Source organism: uncultured Eubacterium sp., from assembly GCF_934561735.1.
In the GTDB taxonomy this organism is placed as follows: Bacteria; Bacillota; Clostridia; order Oscillospirales; family Acutalibacteraceae; genus Eubacterium_R.
The window spans coordinates 26,998-50,480 of the sequence record NZ_CAKTGT010000002.1; the positions used below are offsets into that span (position 1 = coordinate 26,998).

Consider the following 23,483-nt stretch of genomic DNA (forward strand, 5'->3'; position numbering starts at 1 on the left):
TGGTGATAATTTGAAATTTAGACTTTTTGATATTGAGTTTGAAATAAGCTTTTGGTTCTTTGCGATAGTTTGTATTGCACTGTTTGCAAACAATTATGACTTTTTATATGTTTTATTGTTTTCGTCTTTGCACGAATTGGGGCATATTGCATCACTTTATTTGCTTGGCGGTAAAGCAGATAAAATTAATGTTTCATTTTATGGCGTGGGATTAAAACATTCATCGGATTTGACTGTATCAAAAGAGATTGTTTTTCTCTTGTCGGGAATTGCGGTAAATTCAGTATTTGCAATTCTTAATTTTAGAAGAGATATTAATATTGCATTGATTGTTATTAATATTTTGCCGATTTATCCGCTTGATATGGGAAGATGTTTAAAGCTTGTGCTTGATAAATATTTTAATATATCCGTTTCGTATTTTGTGCTTTATGCTTTTGGATTTGCAACGCTTATATTATTGATTTGCTATTCGATATACAGTAAAAATTACAGTATATTGATTGTTTCGGCTTATTTGGCTTTTTGGCTTTTAAGAGGTAATTTATGATTAAAAAAGAAGTAGAAAAAATATTGCAATATGTTCAAAAACCTGCAAGATATGTTGGCGGTGAACTTAACAGTGTGATTAAAGACCCCGAAAAGGTTGATATTCGCTATGCGTTTTGCTTTCCGGATATATACGAAATCGGTATGAGTCATCTCGGTATGAAGATACTTTACGGTTTGGTTAATGACCGTGAGGACTCGTGGTGCGAGCGTGTATTTGCTCCCGATGTTGATATGGAAGAACAGATGCGTAAAAACAATGTTCCTCTTTTTGCTCTTGAAAGCGGCGACTATATTAAGGATTTTGACATTATCGGATTTACCTTGATGTATGAGCTTTGCTACACAAATGTGCTTAATATGCTTGATTTGGCAGGCATTCCGCTATATTCCAAAGACAGAACCGAGCTTGCTCCGATTATATGTGTCGGAGGTCCGTGTGCGTGTAATCCGGAACCCATTGCCGATTTTGTTGATATTGTCTTTTTGGGTGACGGTGAGGACAGTACAAATGCTGTTCTTGATTTGCTTAAGAAATGTAAAAAAAGCGGTGCCACAAAGCAAGAATTTTTGCTCAAAGCAAAAGACATTACCGGTGTTTATGTTCCGTCTTTTTATAAGGACAGCTATAATGCCGACGGTACATTAAAAGAACTTGTTCCGATTAACGGAGCACCGGAAAAGGTTAAAAAATCCATTGTGTCGGATATGAACAAATGTTATTATCCAAAAGAATTTGTTGTTCCTTTTATCAGCATAGTTCATGACAGAGCGGTTGAAGAAATATTCAGAGGTTGTATAAGAGGATGTCGCTTTTGCCAGGCGGGATTTATTTATCGACCTATCAGGGAAAAAAGCGTTGAAACTATCAATGCTCAAAGTAAAGCACTTATTGATTCGACGGGATATGACGAACTTTCGCTTTGCTCTCTTTCCACTTCGGACCATTCGCAGGTAAACGAGATGCTTACATCTCTTATTGACTGGACCGTTAAGGATAAAATCAATCTTTCGCTTCCAAGCCTAAGAGTGGATAATTTTTCGGATGAATTGGTGGATAAACTTAACAAAGTAAGGAAAAGCGGTCTTACTTTCGCACCGGAAGCCGGTACACAACGACTTCGTGATGTTATAAATAAAAATGTTACGCAGGAAGAGGTTATCAACACTTGCACAAAAGCGTTTGATAACGGATGGACAACCGTTAAACTCTATTTTATGATGGGACTTCCTACCGAAACGATGGAGGATATTGAGGGCATTGCAAATCTCGGTATGGATGTTTTGCATGCGTTTTACAACAATCCAAACCGCCAAAAGGGAACAGGACTTCAAGTTAATATTTCGTGTTCGTCTTTTATCCCGAAGCCGTTCACTCCGTTTCAGTGGGAGCCTGAAGATACTATGGAATCGCTTAAAGCAAAGCAAAAACATTTGCTTGAGTCTATTCCGTCAAAGAAAATTAAGGTGTCGTATCACGAAACTCCGACTTCACTTCTCGAAGGCGTCCTCGCAAGAGGCGATAGACGGCTTTCGGCTGTTATTTATTCGGCATTTAAAGACGGTTGCAAATTCGATTCGTGGGATGAACACTTCAAGTTTGATTCATGGCTGAAAGCGTTTGATGAACATAATCTTGACCCGTATTTTTATACACAACGCAAAAGAGATTTCGGCGAAGTTTTGCCTTGGGACCATCTTGATTACGGTATCAGCAGAAAATTCCTTGAAAAAGAAAATTTGAAAGCTCACGAAAACAAAACAACACCGCATTGCAGAATCAAATGTGCCGGTTGCGGAGCAAACAGACTGAACGGAGGTCATTGTGATGCGAGAGGTTAGACTTAGATTTTCAAAAACAGGACAGGCTAAATATATAAGCCACCTTGATACAAATCGTGTGTTTTCAAGGGCTTTTGCCAGAGCAAAAATTAATCTTTGGTATACACAGGGCTTCAATCCACGCCCGTATATGAGTTTTTCGCTTCCGCTTTCTCTCGGAGTTGAGAGCTTTTGCGAAAATGTTGATATAAGAATCATTGATGATTTGACGGATGAAGAAATCAAAGTCCGTGTAAATGACGCTTTACCGCTTGGCATAAGAATTGTTGATGTGTATGATGACTTTATGGATTGCCATGATATTGTTTACAGTGATTATGTTTATAAGTTTGAGTTTAAGGATAATGAACTTGCACTTGAAAAAATAAAAGCTGTTTTGGAAAGCGATGCCATTATGGCTCAGAAAAAGGCAAAGCAGGGCAAAAGGCGTGTCCTTAAAGAAACAGATATTAAACAATTTATTGTAAAGTATAATATTTCAATCAGAGATGATAATATTATATTAAATATCAGATTGCTTGCCGGACCGGATAAAAACTTAAATCCAACACTCCTTTTTGATACAATAATCAGGCTTATTGATATGGATTATGAGTGGAAAAGTATAGGCAGAATCAATCTTTTAACAAAAGATTTTAAAGAATATAAATAAAATGCTTGCATTTTGTGCAAACATATGCTATTATATTTCAGCATTTATCCGTTGCATATCCCTGCAACGCGTAAGATGTAGCGTTTCGCATTTTAGAAGATGGTCCGCTTTCTTATAGATATGAACATCTCATAAATTATAAAGGAGGAAATTAAAATGGACGCACTCAAGATTATCGCACAAGACAACATCAAGGCAGAAGTACCAAAGTTCAACATCGGTGACACTGTTAAGGTATCGGTTAACATCCGTGAAGGTCAAAGAGAAAGAATTCAGAACTTTGAAGGTACTGTAATTGCAAAGAGAGGTTCAGGTATTTCTGAAACTTTCACAGTTCGCAGAGTATCATACGGTGTTGGTATCGAGCGTGTATTCCCGGTTCATTCACCAAATGTCGTTGATGTTAAGGTTATTCGTACCGGTAAGGTTAGAAGAGCTAAACTCTATTATCTTCGTGACAGAGTTGGTAAGGCTGCTAAGGTTAAAGAAGCACTCAGATAATAACCGAAAAATAGTCGTATCGTAGGTTTGCCTGTGATACGGCTTATTTATTTTATTTGCTATTATTTGATTTATAATGTATAATAAATAAAAAGGTAGGTGAACAATATGCCTGAACTTATAAAACAAAATGTACAATGGTTTCCGGGACATATGGCCAAAACAAGGCGACTTATTAAGGAATCGCTTAATCTTGTTGACGGTGTGGTTGAACTTCTTGATGCAAGAGTGCCCTACAGCTCACAAAATCCCGAACTCGACGGAATAATAAATAATAAACCGAGAATTATTTTACTTAACAAATGCGATGTCGCTAATCCTACCGCAACCGCAATGTGGATAAAATATTTTGAAAGCAAAGGTGCTTACGCCATACCTGTTGACTGTAAGACAGGAAAAGGTCTTAATAAATTTGATGAGGTTGTAAAAAAGGCTTTGGCAAGGGTTATTGCCAGAAATGAAGAAAAAGGAATGACAGGCAAACCGCTTCGTCTTATGGTGGTCGGTATTCCGAATACAGGCAAGTCCTCATTTATCAATCGAATGGGCAAAAACGCAAAAGCAAAGGTTGCCGATAAAGCCGGTGTTACAAAACAAAATCAATGGTTTGTTGTCGGTAACGGAATTGAACTCCTTGACACTCCGGGTGTATTGTGGCCAAAGTTTGATGACCCCGAGGTTGGCGATAAACTTGCTTTTATCGGCTCTGTTAAAGATGAGGTAACCGACAAAGAAACAATTGCTTGCAGATTGCTTGAAAGCCTTGCAAAAACAAATCCAAACGCTATAGAAGAAAGATACAAGATTTCAGGTGTTGAGGGACTTCAAGGCTGGGAAATCCTTGAAATGATAGGCAAAAAGCGTGGATTTTTAATTAAAGGCGGAGAAATTGATTACGAGCGAGCAGCCGTTATTGTTGCTGATGAATTCAGAGGAGGAAAGTTGGGTAGAATTACCCTCGAATTACCGTAATGAAAAAAGAAACAGAACAAATTGATTGGCTTAAATTTGAAAACGAGGCTTATAAAAACGGATACACCTGTGTTTGCGGTGTTGACGAAGCAGGCAGAGGTCCGCTTGCGGGTCCTGTTTTTGCCGCTGCCGTTGTTCTTGGAAAAGGTCAAATTATTGAGGGCGTAAACGATTCAAAAAAGCTTTCGGAAAAAAAGAGAGAAGCTCTTTTTGATAAAATAAAAAAAGAAGCATTGTGTTATTTTATAGCTTCTGTTGATGAAAAAACCATTGATGAAATTAATATTCTCAATGCAACTTTTCTTGCAATGAAAAAAGCAGTTGAGGGACTTGAAATAAAACCCGATTATGCTATGATTGACGGCAACAAAACACTTGATTTATCTATTGATTGCGAGTCTATTGTTAAGGGCGATGCAAATTCAGTATCAATCGCCGCAGCTTCAATTCTTGCTAAGGTATCAAGGGACAGATATATGCTCAAAATGGCAGAACAATATCCGGAATATCAATTTGAAAAGCATAAAGGCTACGGAACAAAACTCCATTATCAAATGCTTGATGAATACGGTCCGAGCGAAATACACAGACAAACATTTTTAAAAACATGGCATGCTAAAAAATGAATAACAAAGGCAGACTTGCGGAAATGAAAGCCGCAAATTATTTACGCGACAAAGGTTATTTTTTGCTTGAACACAGTTATAAATCACGATTCGGTGAAATTGATCTTATTTTTGAATATGAAAATTTCATTGTTTTTGCCGAAGTAAAAGCAAGAAGTGAGAATTCAATAGCCGAGCCGCGTGAGTTTGTTGACGAAATTAAACAAAAGAAAATTATTTCAACGGCAAACCTTTACATGATGCAATATAAGGTAAAATTACAGCCGAGATTTGATGTTATTGAAGTTTTTTTGGAGAATAACCGAATAAAATCCATTAAACATCTTGAAAATGCTTTTACTTTGTAATAAAATAGTACTACTAAAATTTTAGGAGGACATATTATGTTCTATACTTCGACAAGAAATAAAAACATTAAAGTAACTGCCGCACAGGCTATTGCACAGGGTATCAGCGAAGAGGGCGGACTTTTCGTACCTTGTGAGCTTCCGCAGTTTTCACTTGATAAAATTGCTTCTATGGTAGATATGCCGTATACACAAAGAGCAAAAACCGTTCTAAAGGATTTCTTGACAGACTTTTCTGAGGAAGAACTTGATTATTGCGTAAACGGTGCTTATGCTGCTGAAAAGTTTTCTTCATCAAAAATTGCCCCAACCGTAAATGTTGCAGGTAATAAAAATATTCTTGAATTGTGGCACGGCCCTACTTGTGCGTTTAAGGATATGGCACTTCAGCTTTTGCCTTATCTTATGACTGTTTCTGCAAAGAAAACAGCTGACGGCAAAACTATCGTTATCCTTGTTGCAACATCAGGCGATACGGGTAAAGCCGCACTTGAGGGCTTTAAAGATGTTGACCACACAAGAATTCTTGTTTTCTATCCTGTTGACGGTGTTTCTCCTATGCAGAAACTTCAAATGACAACTCAAGAAGGCGAAAATGTTTCCGTTTGTGCAATTAACGGTAATTTTGACGATGCTCAAAGTGCTGTTAAGGCAATCTTTACAAACGATGAAATCAAGGCACAACTTGCCGATAAGAATATGATGTTCTCGTCCGCAAACTCAATTAACTGGGGCAGACTTGTACCTCAAATTGTGTATTATTTCTCAACATATTGTGATTTGATTGAACAAAAAAGAATTGCTCTCGGTGATGAGATAAATGTTGTTGTACCTACAGGTAATTTCGGTAACATTCTTGCTGCTTATTATGCAAAGAATATGGGTCTCCCTATCAAAAAGCTTGTTTGTGCTTCAAATTCAAACAATGTTCTTACGGATTTCTTAAAGACAGGTGAATATAACAAAAACAGAAAGTTCTTTACAACAACTTCACCGTCTATGGATATTCTTATTTCTTCAAATCTCGAAAGACTTCTCTATCATATGAGCGGCGAGGACGACAGCCTTGTTAATGACCTTATGAAAGCTCTTTCTGTCGAAGGAAAGTATGAAGTACCTAAGACTCTCATTGAGGCTGTTCAAGATGTGTTTGACGCAGGTTGCTGTGATGAAGCAAGCGTTGATGCAACCATTAAAGAGCATTTTGATAAATATCATTATCTTTGTGACACTCATACCGCAGTAGCCGTTAATGTTTATGACGATTATGTAAAGCGTACGGGTGATGATATTCCTACGGTAATTGATTCAACCGCTTCACCGTATAAGTTCTCAAAAAGCGTTTTGACTGCTGTTATGGGCGGTGAAGAAGCAAATCTTGATGAATTTGCTATGGTCGATGAGCTTAATAAGGTTTCGGGTGTTGATGTTCCAAAACCGCTTCAGGCACTTAAAGATAAGGCGGTTCGCTTTAATAATGTTTGCGACAAAGAAAATATGAGCGAAATGGTATTTAAACTTTTGAATTTGTAAAAAATAAAAGAGGCCCATTATTGAGCCTCTTTTTTATTAAGTTCAGCTTAATTACAATTGCAATCACTGCAACATTCAAATGTTTCGCAATTTGTTTCGTTTGTTGATTTAGCTGTTGTGCAGCCTACTTTGATGCTGCCTGCCGTACAGCAGTTTGACATATCGTGATGAACACAATTTTTAACTTCGCAGTTGATTCCTTTGATTTCGTGCTTCATTATTTTCACTCCCTTTCATTTTTATCATTTGATTATTTTTTGTTTTTATTCAAGGAGATTTTATGTCAATTTTTGCGATCGCCGATACTCATCTCTCTTTCGGCACCGATAAGCCTATGGATTCGTTCCCGGGCTGGAATGATTATGTAGAAAGAATTGAAAAAAATTGGAATAAAATTGTAACCGACAATGACACCGTGGTTATCGCCGGAGATATAAGCTGGGCAATGAATTTTGATCAGCTTGTTGCCGATTTTGATTTTATCAATAAGCTTAGCGGACAAAAAATAATTTTAAAAGGCAATCACGATTATTGGTGGAATACTGCTAAAAAAATGAATGAATTTATCGATAAAAACGGTTTTAATACAATAAAAATTCTTTCAAATAATTCTTATACAGTTGAAAATGTTTCTATCTGCGGAAGCAGAGGATGGCTTTTTGATGTTAATGACGAGCATAACGAAAAGGTACTTAACAGGGAAGTCGGAAGAATAAAGATGTCGCTTGACAGTGCGGAATGTGAAAATAAAATTGTCTTTTTGCACTATCCACCGATTACAACCGACACAAAATGCGAAGAAATTTTGAATTTGCTAAAGGAATACGGTATAAAAAAATGCTATTACGGGCATCTTCACGGTAAGGCTGCAAAAACCGCTATTGATGATACGATTGACGGAATTGAGTTTAGACTTATATCGTGTGACAGGCTCGGTTTTGTTCCGAAACTTATTCGTTAATATAATATATAATAATAAATTTTATAAATATATTGAAATATATTTATTTCTGTGGTATAATGCTACGGTATCAAATTGTAAATTAATGAAGGAGGGTCATTATTATGGCACTTAAGTCATCTAATAAAGTAGAGACAAATGTTTATGAACTTGAAATTACTGTAGATGCTGAAACATTTACAGAAGCTTGTAAAAAAGCTTATTTGAAGCAAAGAAAGTCAATTCAAATCCCTGGCTTCCGTAAGGGTAAGGCTACTCAGGGTATGATTGAAAAGGTATACGGCGAGGGTGCTTTTTATGAAGAGGCACTTGAAATCGTTTATCCTGAAGCAGTAGGTGCTGCATTTGATGAAGCAGGTCTTAATGTTGTTGATCAACCGTCTGATGTTGAATTTCCTACAATGAGCAAGACTGAGGGTGTAGTTATCAAGATGAAGGTTACTACATATCCTGAAGTTAAGCTTGGCGAATACAAGGGTATTAAGGGCAAGATGCTCGATACAGAAGCAACAGACGAAGATGTTGAAACAGAACTTAAAAATATGCAGGACAGAAATTCTCGTCTTGTAACTGTTGAAGACAGAGAGTCTGCTATGGGCGATACATGCGATATTAACTTTGAAGGTTTTGTTGACGATGTTGCTTTTGACGGCGGCAAGGGTGAAAATTATCCTCTTGAACTCGGCTCAAACAGCTTTATTCCCGGCTTTGAAGAACAAGTTGCAGGTCATAAGGCAGGAGAAGAATTTGATGTAAATGTTACATTCCCTGAACAGTATGAACCTTCACTTGCAGGCAAAGAAGCTGTATTTAAGTGTACAATTAACGAAATCAAGGCAAAGGAACTTCCTGAACTTGATGATGAGTTTGCAAAGGATGTATCTGAATTTGATACTCTTGATGAACTTAAGGACGATTTGAAAAAGCAAATTGCAGAAAGAAAAGAAGCAAACGCAAAGACAGATTTTGAAAATCAGATTCTTGAGCAGATTTGTGAAAATATGGAAGTTGAAATTCCTGAATGTATGTTTACTCAAAAGTGTGACGAAATGGTTCAGGATTACGCATACAGACTTCAGATGCAGGGCCTTGACCTCAATACATATCTTCAGTATCTCGGTCAAACAATGGATCAGTTTAAGAAACAATTTATGGAAGGCGCTAAGCAACAGGTTAAGACAAAGCTTGCTCTTGACGCAATCGTAAAAGCTGAAAACATTGAGGCTTCTGAAGAAGAAATTGAAGCAGAAGTAAATAAGCTTGCAGAACAGTACAATATGGAGGCCGATAAGATTAAGGCTGCTGTTCCAAACGAGCAACTTGCTGCCGATATTACTACTCGCAAGGCTGTTGACTTTGTTGTTGACAATGCTGTAAAAGAGTAATCATTTTAATTTGTTAAAGGATAGTGATAACTATGGCATCAATGCCTTATGTAATTGAACAATCAAGTTCGGGCGAACGCAGTGTTGATATTTTTTCAAGACTGCTTTCAGACAGAATCATTGTTTTGTCCGATGAAGTAACCGATCAAACAGCTTCGCTTGTTGTTGCTCAGTTGTTGTTCTTGGAAAGTCAGGACAGCACAAAGGATATTTCACTTTATATTAATTCACCGGGCGGTTCGGTTACTGCCGGTCTTGCTATTTACGATACAATGAATTATATCAAGTGCGATGTATCAACAATTTGTGTCGGTATGGCTGCAAGTATGGGAGCGTTTCTTTTGAGCAGCGGTGCAAAGGGAAAGAGAATTGCCTTGCCTAACAGCGAAATCCTTATTCACCAACCGCTTATCGGCGGCAACGGAATTACAGGTCAGGCAACCGATGTTGAAATTGCTGCCAAAAATCTTTTAAAGACTAAAGAAAAGCTTAACAGAATTCTTGCCGAAAACTGTGGTAAAGATTATGAAACTCTTGTTAAGGATACAGACAGAGATAATTGGATGTCTGCAAACGAGGCTATGGAATACGGCCTTGTTGATAAAGTAATCGAGAAGAGATAAGGAGTATCGATTTTGGCAAAAGACGATTCAAAAATTAATGTAGATGTGGCAAGATGTTCGTTTTGCGGTAAAAGTGAATCTATGGTTAATCGTCTTATCGAAGGCCCGGGAGTGTTTATTTGTGACGAATGTGTTGCACTTTGTGAAGATTTAATTCGTCAAAGCACACCGATGCCTAAATATGATAAGAAGTTTTCGGAGATGGTTATTCCAAAACCTATGGAAATAAAAGCTCAGCTTGATGAGTATGTAGTAGGTCAGGATGAAGCTAAGAAAAGCCTTTCTGTTGCCGTATATAACCATTATAAAAGGATTTATTACGAAAACAACGGCGATGTGGATTTGCAAAAAAGCAATATTTTGCTTCTCGGTCCTACCGGTGTAGGCAAAACAATGCTTGCACAAACCTTAGCCAAGATTCTTGATGTGCCGTTTGCTATTGCGGATGCCACAACTCTTACCGAAGCCGGATATGTCGGTGAAGATGTTGAAAATATTCTTCTTCGTCTTATTCAGGCGGCTGATTTTGATATTGAAAAAGCACAGCGTGGTATCATTTATGTTGATGAGATTGATAAAATTTCACGCAAAAGCGAAAATCGTTCAATAACCCGTGATGTAAGCGGTGAAGGTGTTCAACAGGCTTTGTTGAAAATCCTTGAGGGTACTGTTTCAAATGTTCCTCCCGGAGGCGGAAGGAAGCATCCGCAACAGGAATTTATTCAGATTGATACAACTAATATCCTGTTTATATGCGGCGGTGCATTTGACGGTATTGATAAAATTATTGAAAAGCGTTTGGGCAAAGGCTCACTTGGATTTGAGTCCGAACTTTCAAAAAACATTGAACATAAAGAAGATGTTCTTAAGAATATCAACCAACACGATTTGGTTAAATACGGTTTAATTCCCGAGCTTATCGGCAGAATTCCTATTTTAACGGTTCTTGATGAACTTGATAAGGACGCACTTGTTAAGATTATGACCGAACCGAAGAATTCTATTGTAAAGCAGTATACCAAGTTGTTTGAAATGGATGATGTTGAGCTTGAGTTTGAACCGGGTGCTTTGCAAGCAATGGCTGATATAACACTTGAGAGAAAAACAGGTGCAAGAGGACTTCGTTCGGTATTTGAAAGCATACTCGGCGATTTGATGTTCAGTGTGCCATCCGATTACTCAATCGAAAAGATTGTTGTAACGGAAGATTCTGTTCGCAATGCTACACAACCGCTGCTTCTTACAAACAAATCAAGGAAACCGACGGTTCTTCATCCAAAGGACATCAAAAACGCATAATTTAATAAGTTTTAACTGCATCGAGAATGATTTTTCATTCTCGGTGTTTTATTTTTGCCAAGCTGTGATATTTTTTGTTCTTTTTGCATAGTCTTAATTGAAATAGAAAGGAGCAAAATTATGGAACTTGAAAAAGAATATTCTTGTTTGGAAAAAAATGAACTTGTTTTCAGCAAAGTGATTAATGCAGACAAGAATTATCAGGAAACGCCCGAAGCTTATCTTGACGATATATTTAAGGTGGTGAAATGTACCGCTCACAGTTATGTGACATCTTGTGATATAAAAGATTCATTTGCTTATATTTTCGGTAAGACGGAAATATGTCTGACATATTTTAATGATAATAATGAGCTTATTTATACGGACTTTGTAGAGGATTTCAGCGAAAGCATAGCGGCAGACGATGTGTCCGAATATGCTTTTGCCGTAGCAGATGTTTGTAACAAATACTGTAATTATCGCATTATTAATCAGCGTAGAATTGATGTTCATACTTCATTTGCACTTAATGTAAATGTGTATGACAAAAAGAGTTGTCCCTGTGTTTGTAAATGTGAAAATTCAAAGCTTTGTGCTTTTGAAGAAAAAGTATCTTATGTTGAAAATGCCGTTATTTCTAAAATTGATGTTGAAGAATCTTTTAATCTTCCGTCCAATTCAAACGGTATCAACAGAGTTGTCAGCTTTGAAACAAATATTGCAGTAACTGATATAAAAACAATTAAGGATAAAGCTCTTGTAAAATCAAATGTTTCGTTATCGGTACTTTATACGGACAACGATAATAAAATCGACAGAGCGGAATTCAATTTTGAAATTTCAAAAATTGTTGAGGTTTCAGGCGTTGACGAAAACTGTAATTGTATTGTTAAAATAGGTAAAGGCAGTTTGTATGTTAAAGCAAAAAGTTCTGCTGATGATAACGGCGGAAAAATTGAAGTATACGGCGATCTGTCTCTTACACTCCTTGTAATTAAAGAAGAAAGTAAAAACATTGTGTCCGACGGATATATAGTGAGCAAAAAAGCAAAAAACAGCTATGCTTCACTTGATTGTATGATTGACGGAAAAAACATAAGTGAGTCGTCAAATACTAAACTTTCGCTTGATTTATCAACAGCGATTACCAAGGTATATGATTTGAATGTTTCGGTTAATGATTGCACGGTAAAAAATCATAAACTCTGTGTAGAATTTGAAATTTGTATTTTAGCCGAAACCTCCGAACAGGGAATACAGTATATTACCCAAAACAAAATCGTTGAAATAAAAACGGATGATTCGGCAGTGGCATGCACGGCTTTTGTAACTTCATTTGATTATACTATTGTTAACGATAAAAATATTTCGGTTAATTTGATGTATACATATTTTGCATATATCGGAAAAGAAAAAAAGATTAATGTTCTTACAGAAATGGATTGTTCGGATGATGTGGTTAATTATCCTGCATTGACATTATATTTTGCAAAGCAAAATGAAAAACTGTGGGATATTGCAAAGCAGTTTTCTTCGGATATTGAACTTATAAAAAAAGAGAATAACATTACTTGCGAAAGTCTTGACAGTAACAAAGTAATTATTATTCCGGGATTATAGGAGGAAATATGAATACAGATATTTACAGCGATATATCAAATAGAACAGGCGGAGATATTTATATCGGAGTTGTAGGCCCTGTTCGTACGGGTAAATCAACTTTTATAAAAAAGTTTATGGAAACACTTGTAATTCCGAATATCAATGATGATTTTGTTAAGCAAAGGGCAAACGATGAACTTCCGCAATCTTCTGCGGGTAAAACAATAATGACAACGGAGCCTAAATTTATACCCGAAGATGCAATCGAACTCAGCTTAGATAAAACTTCAAAGTTTAAAGTTCGTATGATTGATTGCGTAGGATATATAGTTCCAAGCAGTGAAGGGTATTTTGAAGATGAGGCTCCGAGGATGGTAATGACGCCATGGAGCGAAGAAGAAATTCCGTTTAATCTTGCGGCAGAAATCGGAACAAAAAAGGTTATAGAAGAACATTCTACCATCGGGCTGGTGGTGACAACTGACGGCACTGTAACTCAAATACCGAGAAATGAGTACGCCGAAGCCGAAAAACGCGTTATAGACGAACTCACGGCTATCAATAAACCGTTTGTTGTACTTTTGAACAGTACAAATCCAAACAGTAAAGCCTGTAAGGACTTAGCTTGCAAACTTTCAAAGGAATACAACAAGCAGGTAATTCCCGTAAATTGTCTTGAACTTGATGAAAATAAAATTAAAGATATAATTTCGGGCATACTTTATGAGTTTCCTGTAACAAGTATCGGAATTGATTTGCCAAATTGGTTCAGAAGCCTTGATGAAGATGACAAAATGCGTACTGTTGTAACATCTGCGGTTCTTGAAAATGCAACCAAGGTAAGCAATGTCCGTTCCGTAAGTGATTATATAAATGCAGTTTCGGCCATTGATGAAATTACCGATATAAGCATTTCGTCTGTTGATTTGTCTTGCGGTAAGGTCAGCGTAAGGGCAAATATAGATAATTCGTATTTTTACAGCATTCTTTCGAGCAAATGTGAAATTACCATTAAAAACGAACAGGATTTAATGCGTGAAATTTCTGTTCTTTCAAAAGTAAAAAAGGAATATTCACGAATTAAAGACGCATTAAATCAGGTTGAGCAAACCGGTTACGGAATTGTTATGCCGACTCTTGACGAACTTTCGCTTGAAGACCCTGAAATAATGAAACAAGGCGGTAAATACGGCGTAAGATTAAAAGCACACGCTCCGTCCATTCATATGATAAAATGCAATACTTATACCGAAGTTGCTCCAATCGTAGGCAGCGAAAGTCAGAGTGAAGAACTTGTTATGTATTTGCTTAAAGAATTTGAAAATAATCCGTCACAAATTTGGGAAACAAATATTTTCGGAAAATCGCTTCATTCACTTGTTAACGAAGGGCTTAACAATAAACTCTATCGTATGCCGGCGGAAGCAAGAGATAAGTTTAGAGAAACAATAGAAAAAGTTATCAATGAAGGCTGCAGCGGCCTTATTTGCATAATCCTGTAAAATAAAAATTCGGCAGTTAAAAGCTGCCGAATTCTGTTTTAAATAATAAAAATGTTATTATTGCACATTGAAAACCGATGATTAAAGGAAATCCTATCATAAACGATTTGTGTTTTGTTTTATGCCTGATTGTTTTCATTGTGGCATAGCTTCCGATTGAACCGCCCAAAAGTGCGATTGCCCAAAGCGTTGCTTCGGGGATACGCCATTTGCCGTGCTTTGCTTTTTGTTTATCCGCAATGTTAACGATAATACCGATAATATTAATTGCAATAAGATATATAATTATGATTTTATACTTCAAATTTTTTGAGTTCCTTTAAATCATAATTACCGATAGAAAGCTTTTCACCGTTTTTAAAATTAACGCCTTTTTGTCTGTCTACACCGTAAATCGATGCACATTTCGGACATATGAGAAAATAAACATTTTCAAGTTTAACAACAGGTAACTGTGGTATAAGTCTTGTATTTAAATTTGAAAAAACAGAAAAGCTGACACTGTTTTTGCAATTTGGACATTCAAGCGGTACAGTTGTTCCTTCTTCATATATTCTTTTACTTTTGCCGAGTCTGTATTCCATATAATCACCTCATATGAATATATAATACTATATTAGAAAGAAGTGTTCAAGTGAAAAAAGTAATTCCTTTAATATTAATTTTGTGCTTTACTTTTTCTTCTTGTTCGTTACCGCAGAATAATACACAGCCGGTTACACAAAAAAACGAATACAGAAAAGCCGTATGGATTGCTTATTATGAATTGTCCGAATTTACAAAAGACAAAAGCAAATATGAATTTGAACAAAAAATTAATGATGAGTTTTCAAAGCTCTCATCGTATGGATTTAATACGGTAACCGTTCAAATAAGACCTTGTGCCGATGCTTTTTATTTGTCAAAATATTTTCCGTCAAGCGTTTATTTTAACGGTACACAGGGCGGAGAAATGGCTTATGACCCTCTTGAGATAATGTGTTCCGTTGCACAAAAATACAAACTTAATATTGAAGCATGGATAAATCCTTATAGAGTGAGTCAAGACGATGATTATACAAAATTAAGTCCCGATAATTTTGCAATAAAAAACAAAAAAATGACCAAGGTTGTTGACGGCAAGATATATTTTAATCCGGCTTACGATAAGGTTACGGATTTGATTGTAAACGGTGTTAAGGAAATAGTTGAGAACTACAATATTTCCGCAATACATTTTGACGATTACTTTTATCCGACTCAAAGCAAAAACTTTGATAAAAAAGAATATAAGAAATACGGCGGTGATTTGTCACTAACGGATTGGAGAAGGCAAAATGTAACCAATATGGTAAAAAGAGTTTATGACGCAATCAAGACTGTTAATAAAGGTGTAGAGTTTGGAATAAGTCCCGCATCAAATATAAAAAACGATAAAAACAACCTTTATGCAGATGTTGAAAGTTGGGTAAAAAACAAATATGTTGATTATATTTGTCCTCAGGTGTATTTCGGATTTAAAAATGTGTATCAGCCGTTTATGTTCACTGTAAAGAAATGGGTTAAACTTTGCGAAAATACAGATATAGATTTATACATAGGATTGCCTCTTTACAAGGCAAATACAAAAGACAAATATGCTGCCGAAAATGATAAGAGTATTATTAACGAATTTAGAAATAACAACAATATCATTTCAAGACAAATAACATATATTTCAAAAATTGACAAAATAAAAGGATACTACATCTTTTCATTCTCACAATTAACAAGTGAAAATGCAAAAGAGGAAGTATCCAATATGCTCAAAGTTATGCAAAGCAACAATCAAGATTAATGTTGGCACTTTTGATTGTTACTTCTATCTCTTTGCCGATAATGTCTGTATCGCTTTCCATACGAACAGGCACATAATTCTTTGTGTAGCCTTGATATGTGTTACCTCCGAGATTGTTTTCAAATAAAACAACTTCTTTGGCACCGATTAATTTGTTGAAGTATTCGTGACGAATCTTGTTTGTCTCTTCAATCATAACAGCGGCTCTGCGTTCTTTTTCCTGTTTAGGCACATTGTCACCTTTGCGTGAGGCAACGGTGCCCTGACGCTCTGAATAAGGGAAGGTGTGAACCTTTTCAAATCCGATTTCCTTTGCAAATGCAAGTGAAATATTAAAATCTTCTTCGCTCTCGTCGTTAAATCCAACCATAATATCCGTTGTTATCGTTGCACTGTCAAATGTGTCACGAAGTTTTTTGCAAAGTTGACGATATTCATCAGCGGTGTAGTGACGATTCATATCTTTCAGCGTTTTGTCACAACCGCTTTGAAGGGAAATGTGAAACTGCGGACAAAATTTTTCGCATTGTGCAAGCCCCTCAATAACTTCATCGGTTATATGATCGGGTTCAAGTGAACCGAGGCGAACTCGTCTGATGTTTTCGTCCTCGTTGCAAATTCTGACCGCATCAACAATATTAAAATCTTGACCTTTGCCATAAGATGAGAGATTAATTCCTACAAGAACGATTTCTTTAATACCGTTTTTACCGAGCATAGCAATTTCTTCTTTCAAATCCTCAAGCGATTTACTGCGAACACGACCTCTTGACATCGGAATGATACAGTACGAGCAGAATCTGTCACATCCGTCCTCGATTTTAACAAATGCTCTGATTCTTTCGCTGAATTGATTGATTGAACATTTTGAAAATTCATCGCCATTTTGGTGTTTGTCAATTTTTACAATACGATTATGCGTAACATTAAATTGATTGATGAGGTCGAGAATGTCATCGTTGCTCTTATTGGAAAGTACAATATCGGCTTCGTTAAGAGCCGAAGCTTGATCGGGAAATGCCTGAGGCATACATCCTGTAAGAATAACAACCGAATTTGGGTGCTGACGCTTAAATTTGCGAACATTTTGTCTTGTCTTTTGGTCTGCCGTTGCGGTAACCGTGCAAGAATTGATTATGTAATAATCGGCTTCCTCATTGTGCGGTACAATTTGCATACCTGCGTTTTTGAGAACTTCTGCCATATATTCCGTTTCATATTGGTTTACTTTGCAACCGAGTGTATAAAATGCTGCTTTCATATTTGTTCCTTTTATACATTAAATTTTTAGATATTATATCAAATATATATTGCTTTTACAATAAAAAAGTGGGTGTTACTATGAAAAAAATATTGGCAATGCTGTTGTGTTTTGTGATTTCAATTCAAATACCGATAGCGGTTTATGCAAAAACCGATGACGATAAAGGCAAAAAAATTAATGCCAAGGCTGTTTGCTTGATGGCACTTGACAGCGGAGAAGTGCTTTATAAAGAAAATGAGTACGAAGAACTTTCGCCGGCATCGGTTACAAAAATTATGTCTATTTTGCTTGTTTTGGAAGCACTTGACAGCGGTAAAATTAAGTTAACCGATAAGGTAACGGCATCAAAAGAAGCCGTTGCGATGGGCGGTTCGCAAATTTGGCTTGAACTCGGAGAAGTTATGACTGTTGAAGAACTTCTAAAAGCCGTAATTATCGCAAGTGCAAACGATGCTTGTACCGCTTTGGGAGAATATGTAGCCGGTTCGGATGTTGCATTTGTCAAAATGATGAATGACAAAGCAAAAACTCTCGGTCTTAAACATACGAATTTTGAAAATTGTACGGGTCTTGATGATACCGTTAAAGCACATTATTCTTGTGCATATGATTTGGCGGTTATTTCCCGGGAAGTAATGAAACATTCGTTGATTACAAAATATTCAACCGTATGGCTTGACAGTTTAAGAAACGGTAAAACGGAGCTTAATAATACAAACAAACTTGTAAAATCATACAGCGGTATTACCGGTCTAAAGACAGGTACAACATCAAATGCCGGATTTTGCATCAGTGCAACCGCAAGTCGTGACGGACTTAATCTTGTTGCTGTTGTTCTTGGTTCGGATACGAGCGAACATAGATTTGATACAGCAGCATATTTACTTGATACAGGATTTGCAAATTATTCTTGCGTCAAAGCAAAAATCGACAGCAAAAAAATTAAATCCGTAAAGGTTAAAAACGGTAAAGAAAAATCAATAAAGCCGTATTATAATACCGAATTAAAGATGATTGTTCCTAAAGGGAGCGATAATTTATCATACAAATACAAAGTAAAAAAAGAGATTTCTGCTCCGATTAAAAAAGGCGATAAGCTCGGTAAAGTTGATGTTATTTCAAACGGCAACAAGATTAAATCCATAGATTTATATGCAAATAAGGATATAGAAATCGTTGATTTTAAATACATATTTTTAAATATTTTTAAACATATTTAGAAAAATCGGTTTTTTTATTGCTTTTTATTTCAATATGTAGTATAGTATCTCTATGAATTTGTTAAATAAACACAAGAGGTAAAATACAATGTCATTGAAATTTAATTCAAAATACAGTGAATCTATTGTATCTCCTGCCGATATTAAAGCTATGGCTCCAAAGGCAGTTGAGGCTATGGATACACTTATGTCAAAAACAGGCGAGGGCAACGACTTTTTGGGTTGGATTGATCTCCCTACAAATTATGATAAGGAAGAATTCGACAGAATTAAAAAATCAGCCGAATATATCAAGAAAAATGCCGATGTTCTTATTGTAATCGGTATCGGCGGTTCGTATCTCGGTGCAAGAGCGGTTGTTGAAGCAGTTAAGTCATACAACTACAATCTTCTTGCAAAGGACACTCCGCAAATTTACTTTATCGGTAATTCAATCAGCCCGTCAAGCCTTAACGAAATTGTTAGCCTTTGCGACGGCAAGGATGTTTGCGTAAATGTTATTTCAAAGAGCGGCACAACAACAGAGCCTGCTATTGCTTTCAGAGTTTTCAGAGAACTTATTAACAGCAGATATTCAAAGGAAGAAGCTGCAAAGAGAATTTTCTGTACAACAGATGCTCACAAGGGCACTCTTAAAGAACTTGCAGACAAGGAAGGCTATGAAACATTTGTTGTTCCGGATGATGTAGGCGGCAGATTTTCCGTTTTGACAGCCGTAGGTTTGCTTCCTATTGCTGTTGCAGGTATCGATATTGACGCTCTTATGCTCGGAGCAAGAAATGCACAAAACGAGCTTTGTGATACAGATATTGAAAAGAATCCGGCACTTAAATATGCGGCAGTAAGAAATTGCTTCTATAACAAGGGCAAAAAGATGGAATGTTTTGTTTCATATGAGCCTAATATGACAATGTTCAATGAATGGTTAAAACAACTTTTCGGTGAAAGTGAAGGCAAGGACGGTAAGGGTTTGTTCCCTGTATCGTGTGTATTCTCAACAGACCTTCATTCACTCGGTCAGTATATTCAGGAATCAGGTTCGGATAAAATGTTTGAAACCGTTGTTAAGTTCAACAATTGCCTTAATGATTATGTTATTGACGAACAAGAGGGTAATATCGACGGTCTTAATTTCCTTGCAGGCGAAAAGATGAGCGTTGTAAACGACAAAGCAAGACTCGGTACTTTGCTTGCTCACACAGAAGGCGGAGTAGGTAACCTTATTGTTGAGGTTGACAAACTCGGAGCGGAAGAAATCGGTTATCTTATCTATTTCTTTGAAAAAGCTTGTGCTATTTCGGGCTACATTCTCGGTGTAAATCCGTTTAACCAGCCGGGTGTTGAAAGCTACAAGAAAAATATGTTTGCACTTCTCGGTAAGCCGGGCTATGAAAGCGAAAAAGAAAAACTTGAAAAACAATTGGATATATGATAATATATAAAAAAGATCATATACCTTACAGGAGGAATAAATAATGATTAAACTTATCATCGGTAATAAAGGCGCAGGAAAAACAAAGAAACTTATTGACTTGGTTAATTCTTGTGTAGAGAATTCTGACGGAAATATCGTTTGCATCGAAAAAGAACCGAAGCTTACATATGATATTTCATCAAAGGCTCGTTTGCTTGAAACAGAAACTTACGGCATTAACGGTCACAAGGCATTTTACGGTTTTCTTGCAGGTATTTGCGCAGGCAATTACGATGTTACAGATATTCTTATTGATGCTACATTCAAGATTGTTGGCAGAGAATATGAAAAGTTGCCACAATTCTTTGAAATGCTTTCCGGCTTAAGTGAGGCTTCGGATGTAAACTTCTATTTCACAATCAGCTGTGATAAGGAAGACCTTCCGGTAGAAATCTTCGATTATTGCGACGAAGCGTAAAATTTACGGCACACTTGATAGCAGGTGTGCCGATTTTTTTAAATTTTACTATTGACAAAAAAGCTCTTTATATATATAATACTTAAAGTGCAAACATGAGGTGAACTGTATGCAACTTGATTTTACAAATCTTCTTAATTCATCGGCTGATGAAATCAATATTGATTATCATATGGACGCCGAGGATTTTATGTATGACACCTACAAACCACTCAAAAACGGTGTTGATGTAAAGGGAAGAGCGTATCAAAAAGTCGGAGTTGTGTATCTTGACCTTGATGTTAACTTTGACTTCTTCGGTGTGTGCGACAGATGTGCGGACGACATCGAAAAGAAGTATGATTTTTCTCTTAATAAAATCATTGTCAATGCAATGGAAAATGAAAATGATGACTATGACGATTACATAGTGGTTGAAAACAATGTTCTTGACCTTGACGAGCTTATTAATGAGGAAATTCAGTTGTTTTTGCCTGCAAAAATGCTTTGCAAGGATGATTGCAAAGGGTTGTGTCAAAACTGCGGCAAAAACTTAAATTATGAAAAATGCGAATGTGTAAAAGAAGTTGACCCACGGTTGGCTGCTTTGGCAGATTTGCTGATTGATGAGTAAACTAACTTGTTTTTATAATAAGGAGGAAATTAAAAATGGCAGTACCAGCAAGAAGAACAGGTAAAGCAAGAAAGAATAAGAGACGTTCAAGCGTTTGGAAGGCAGTTGCTCCAACACTTGTAAAATGCCCAAAGTGTTCTGAATACACAGTACCACATAAGGTTTGTGCAAACTGTGGTTACTACAACGGCGAAGAAGTAATCAGCAAGGACTAATTATTTGAGCATCGGCGGCTTTTTATTAAAGCCGCCTTTCTTGTTATAATAAACAGTGAGGTGATTATATGGCAAAACCCGTTGTGGCTATTGTCGGCAGACCCAATGTCGGCAAGTCTACATTGTTTAATAAGTTAATAGGCTCAAGACTTTCTATTGTTGATGACACACCCGGTGTTACAAGGGACAGAATTTACGGCGATTGCGAATGGCTCAATCACAACTTTTTGTTGGTTGATACAGGCGGTATTGAGCCGTACAGCACCGATGTAATTCTTTCTCAAATGCGTACTCAGGCAGAGATTGCTATTGAAACCGCAGATGTAATTATTCTTGTAACAGATTTAAAGTGCGGTGTTGTTGCCTCTGATATTGAGGTTGCTTCAATGCTTCAAAAGAGCAATAAACCTATCGTACTTTGTGTAAATAAGTGCGACAGTATCGGTGCTCCCGATCCCGAGTTTTACGAATTCTATAATCTCGGATTGGGTGATCCTATTGCTGTTTCATCGGTTCATGGTCACGGTACAGGTGACTTGCTTGATGAAGTTATCAAGTATTTTCCCGAAGAATCCGAAGACGAGGTTGAAGATGAAGAGGTAATCAATGTAGCCGTTATAGGTAAGCCGAATGTCGGCAAATCTTCACTCATTAACCGTATCAGCGGTACAAACAGAGCGATTGTCAGCAATATTGCCGGCACAACAAGGGACACAACCGATACTTATATTGAAAATAAATTCGGTAAGTTTAACTTTATTGATACCGCAGGCTTGCGTAGAAAAAGCAGAGTAAACGACAGCATTGAAAAATACAGTATTATCCGTGCAAGAATGGCTGTTGAAAGAGCTAATGTATGTGTTATTATGATTGATGCAACAGAAGGCTTTACAGAGCAGGACAGCAAGGTTGCTGGCATTGCAATCGAGCAGGGTAAGGCTTGCATTATTGCGGTTAATAAATGGGACGCTGTTGAAAAAGACGGCAACACTATGAAAGAGTTTAGAGAAAAACTTTCTGTTGACTTCTCATTTATGAGTTATGCACCGTTTATTTTCATTTCTGCAAAAACGGGTATTCGTATTGATAAACTTTATGAAATGATTGTTCATGTTCATTCTCAAAACTCAATGCGTATTTCAACAGGTAAGCTCAATGAAGTTCTCGGAATTGCTACCGCAAGAGTTCAACCGCCTACCGATAAGGGAAAGCGTCTTAAGATTTACTATATGACTCAGGCGTCTACAAGACCGCCTACATTTGTATTCTTTGTTAACAACAGCGAACTTTTCCATTTCTCATATCAAAGATATTTGGAAAATCAAATCAGAGAAATTTTCGGTCTTGACGGAACTCCTGTAAGATTTATCGTCAGGGAAAGAAATGAGGGTAAAAAGTGATAGCTTTCAAATTTATCATTATCGCCGTAATTTCGTATTTGCTCGGCAGTCTTAATTTCGGCGTTATCCTTTCAAAAGGTATGAAAAGTGAGGATGTCAGAGATTCGGGCTCAGGCAATGCAGGCACAACAAATATGATGCGTACCTATGGCAAAACACTGGGATTGCTTACTATAGCAGGCGATATTTTAAAGGTTATGCTCGCTATTTGGCTCGCATTTAGGATTGTTTCTGTTGAAGAACTTAAAATGACCCTTGACAGTGCATCCGATTATCCGCAAGTGGTTCTAAAATCCTTTGCAGGCTTGTTTGCCGTACTTGGTCATATCTTTCCTTGTTATTTCAAATTTAAGGGCGGCAAAGGCGTTGCAACAAGCGGTGGAATGGTTATTGCGATTGATTGGCGAATAGCTCTCATATTGCTTGTGATTTTTGCTTTGACTATTTTAATAACAAAATATGTCAGCCTCGGTTCGATTCTTATGGCAATATTCTATCCTGTGTTTATCGGAATTTTTTACAAAGATATTATTCTTGTGCTCATCGCTCTTGTCTTTACGGTTATAGTGGTTGTGGCACACAGAGAAAATGTAAAACGACTCTTTAATCATACCGAAAATAAGATCGGTTCAAAAAAGAAAAAGAAAACATAAACAAAGAGCAGAGCGGTTTACTTCCGTTTCTGCT

Annotated in this window: 26 protein-coding genes; 22 read left to right on the top strand and 4 right to left on the bottom strand. The window is 36.7% G+C overall.

Annotated elements, in window-relative coordinates:
• Positions 1-10: 10 nt before the first annotated feature.
• The 8 genes from Q0E08_RS01975 (at position 11) to thrC (ending at position 7,022) form a co-directional block, all read left to right on the top strand.
• The gene (locus Q0E08_RS01975) at positions 11-550 is read left to right on the top strand and encodes a hypothetical protein (RefSeq protein ID WP_294775671.1); all 540 of its coding nucleotides are present in this window, start codon (positions 11-13) and stop codon (positions 548-550) included.
• The gene (locus tag Q0E08_RS01980; protein ID WP_294775674.1) at positions 547-2,391 is read left to right on the top strand and encodes a TIGR03960 family B12-binding radical SAM protein; all 1,845 of its coding nucleotides are present in this window, start codon (positions 547-549) and stop codon (positions 2,389-2,391) included. The genes Q0E08_RS01975 and Q0E08_RS01980 overlap by 4 nt, the downstream gene beginning before the upstream one ends.
• The gene (locus Q0E08_RS01985; RefSeq protein ID WP_294775677.1) at positions 2,378-3,043 is read left to right on the top strand and encodes a TIGR03936 family radical SAM-associated protein; all 666 of its coding nucleotides are present in this window, start codon (positions 2,378-2,380) and stop codon (positions 3,041-3,043) included. The genes Q0E08_RS01980 and Q0E08_RS01985 overlap by 14 nt, the downstream gene beginning before the upstream one ends.
• A 156-nt stretch (positions 3,044-3,199) precedes the next feature.
• The gene (gene rplS, locus Q0E08_RS01990) at positions 3,200-3,544 is read left to right on the top strand and encodes a 50S ribosomal protein L19 (protein WP_177662564.1); all 345 of its coding nucleotides are present in this window, start codon (positions 3,200-3,202) and stop codon (positions 3,542-3,544) included.
• A 108-nt stretch (positions 3,545-3,652) separates the two neighbouring features.
• On the top strand, positions 3,653-4,516 hold the full coding sequence (gene ylqF, locus Q0E08_RS01995; protein WP_294775681.1) for a ribosome biogenesis GTPase YlqF: 864 nt from the start codon (positions 3,653-3,655) through the stop codon (positions 4,514-4,516).
• Positions 4,516-5,142: a ribonuclease HII gene (locus Q0E08_RS02000; protein WP_294775684.1), complete on the top strand. Its 627-nt coding sequence runs from the start codon at positions 4,516-4,518 to the stop codon at positions 5,140-5,142. Before ylqF ends, Q0E08_RS02000 begins: the two co-directional genes overlap by 1 nt.
• Positions 5,139-5,489: a YraN family protein gene (locus tag Q0E08_RS02005; protein WP_294775687.1), complete on the top strand. Its 351-nt coding sequence runs from the start codon at positions 5,139-5,141 to the stop codon at positions 5,487-5,489. Before Q0E08_RS02000 ends, Q0E08_RS02005 begins: the two co-directional genes overlap by 4 nt.
• 36 nt (positions 5,490-5,525) lie before the next feature.
• On the top strand, positions 5,526-7,022 hold the full coding sequence (gene thrC / locus Q0E08_RS02010; RefSeq protein ID WP_294775691.1) for a threonine synthase: 1,497 nt from the start codon (positions 5,526-5,528) through the stop codon (positions 7,020-7,022).
• 47 nt (positions 7,023-7,069) lie between these two features.
• Here thrC and Q0E08_RS02015 read toward each other — a convergent pair whose 3' ends face one another.
• A complete protein-coding gene (locus Q0E08_RS02015) occupies positions 7,070-7,240 on the bottom strand; it encodes a DUF1540 domain-containing protein (protein WP_177662574.1) in 171 nt (56 codons plus the stop codon).
• A 62-nt stretch (positions 7,241-7,302) separates the two neighbouring features.
• Between Q0E08_RS02015 and Q0E08_RS02020 the strand changes: the two genes are divergently transcribed.
• From Q0E08_RS02020 to spoIVA, 6 genes are all read left to right on the top strand, one after another.
• A complete protein-coding gene (locus Q0E08_RS02020) occupies positions 7,303-7,983 on the top strand; it encodes a metallophosphoesterase (protein WP_294775695.1) in 681 nt (226 codons plus the stop codon).
• Between the two features lie 104 nt (positions 7,984-8,087).
• On the top strand, positions 8,088-9,368 hold the full coding sequence (tig, locus tag Q0E08_RS02025; protein ID WP_294775698.1) for a trigger factor: 1,281 nt from the start codon (positions 8,088-8,090) through the stop codon (positions 9,366-9,368).
• Positions 9,369-9,400: 32 nt separating this feature from the next.
• Positions 9,401-9,991, top strand: coding sequence for an ATP-dependent Clp protease proteolytic subunit (locus Q0E08_RS02030; RefSeq protein WP_177662581.1), 591 nt, complete (start codon positions 9,401-9,403; stop codon positions 9,989-9,991).
• 33 nt (positions 9,992-10,024) lie between these two features.
• On the top strand, positions 10,025-11,290 hold the full coding sequence (clpX, locus tag Q0E08_RS02035) for an ATP-dependent Clp protease ATP-binding subunit ClpX (RefSeq protein ID WP_294776801.1): 1,266 nt from the start codon (positions 10,025-10,027) through the stop codon (positions 11,288-11,290).
• 120 nt (positions 11,291-11,410) lie between these two features.
• Positions 11,411-12,892, top strand: a complete 1,482-nt coding sequence (locus Q0E08_RS02040; protein WP_294775706.1) for a LysM peptidoglycan-binding domain-containing protein — start codon at positions 11,411-11,413, stop codon at positions 12,890-12,892.
• An 8-nt stretch (positions 12,893-12,900) separates the two neighbouring features.
• Entirely contained in the window at positions 12,901-14,376 is a 1,476-nt protein-coding gene (spoIVA, locus tag Q0E08_RS02045; protein WP_294775710.1) for a stage IV sporulation protein A, read from the top strand.
• 16 nt (positions 14,377-14,392) lie between these two features.
• On the opposite strand, the gene Q0E08_RS02050 is transcribed toward spoIVA, so the two are convergent.
• Both Q0E08_RS02050 and Q0E08_RS02055 read right to left on the bottom strand, forming a co-directional pair.
• The gene (locus Q0E08_RS02050; RefSeq protein WP_294776816.1) at positions 14,393-14,668 is read right to left on the bottom strand and encodes a DUF1294 domain-containing protein; all 276 of its coding nucleotides are present in this window, start codon (positions 14,666-14,668) and stop codon (positions 14,393-14,395) included.
• Between the two features lies 1 nt (position 14,669).
• Positions 14,670-14,960: a hypothetical protein gene (locus tag Q0E08_RS02055; protein ID WP_294775713.1), complete on the bottom strand. Its 291-nt coding sequence runs from the start codon at positions 14,958-14,960 to the stop codon at positions 14,670-14,672.
• 50 nt (positions 14,961-15,010) lie between these two features.
• Here Q0E08_RS02055 and Q0E08_RS02060 point away from each other — a divergent pair, with 50 nt between their 5' ends.
• Positions 15,011-16,192 (top strand): glycoside hydrolase family 10 protein, encoded by a 1,182-nt coding sequence (locus Q0E08_RS02060; RefSeq protein ID WP_294775716.1) that lies wholly within the window; start codon positions 15,011-15,013, stop codon positions 16,190-16,192.
• Here Q0E08_RS02060 and mtaB read toward each other — a convergent pair.
• Positions 16,167-17,453, bottom strand: a complete 1,287-nt coding sequence (gene mtaB / locus Q0E08_RS02065; RefSeq protein WP_294775719.1) for a tRNA (N(6)-L-threonylcarbamoyladenosine(37)-C(2))-methylthiotransferase MtaB — start codon at positions 17,451-17,453, stop codon at positions 16,167-16,169. The two genes, Q0E08_RS02060 and mtaB, sit on opposite strands and share 26 nt — an antisense overlap.
• Positions 17,454-17,533: 80 nt before the next feature.
• On the opposite strand from mtaB, the gene Q0E08_RS02070 reads away from it, so the two are divergent.
• The 7 genes from Q0E08_RS02070 (at position 17,534) to plsY (ending at position 23,449) form a co-directional block, all read left to right on the top strand.
• A complete protein-coding gene (locus Q0E08_RS02070; protein ID WP_294775722.1) occupies positions 17,534-18,676 on the top strand; it encodes a D-alanyl-D-alanine carboxypeptidase family protein in 1,143 nt (380 codons plus the stop codon).
• 88 nt (positions 18,677-18,764) lie between these two features.
• Positions 18,765-20,108, top strand: coding sequence for a glucose-6-phosphate isomerase (locus tag Q0E08_RS02075; RefSeq protein ID WP_294775725.1), 1,344 nt, complete (start codon positions 18,765-18,767; stop codon positions 20,106-20,108).
• Between the two features lie 43 nt (positions 20,109-20,151).
• Entirely contained in the window at positions 20,152-20,568 is a 417-nt protein-coding gene (locus Q0E08_RS02080; protein ID WP_177662596.1) for a hypothetical protein, read from the top strand.
• Between the two features lie 109 nt (positions 20,569-20,677).
• Complete coding sequence (locus Q0E08_RS02085) at positions 20,678-21,181, top strand: DUF177 domain-containing protein (RefSeq protein ID WP_290912584.1); 504 nt, start codon at positions 20,678-20,680, stop codon at positions 21,179-21,181.
• Positions 21,182-21,216: 35 nt separating this feature from the next.
• A complete protein-coding gene (gene rpmF, locus Q0E08_RS02090) occupies positions 21,217-21,396 on the top strand; it encodes a 50S ribosomal protein L32 (protein WP_177662600.1) in 180 nt (59 codons plus the stop codon).
• Positions 21,397-21,464: 68 nt separating this feature from the next.
• Positions 21,465-22,796 carry a ribosome biogenesis GTPase Der gene (gene der / locus Q0E08_RS02095; RefSeq protein ID WP_294775731.1) on the top strand — a complete coding sequence of 444 codons (1,332 nt, stop codon included), beginning with the start codon at positions 21,465-21,467 and terminating at the stop codon, positions 22,794-22,796.
• Positions 22,793-23,449, top strand: a complete 657-nt coding sequence (gene plsY / locus Q0E08_RS02100) for a glycerol-3-phosphate 1-O-acyltransferase PlsY (RefSeq protein ID WP_294775734.1) — start codon at positions 22,793-22,795, stop codon at positions 23,447-23,449. Before der ends, plsY begins: the two co-directional genes overlap by 4 nt.
• Positions 23,450-23,483: the final 34 nt, after the last annotated feature.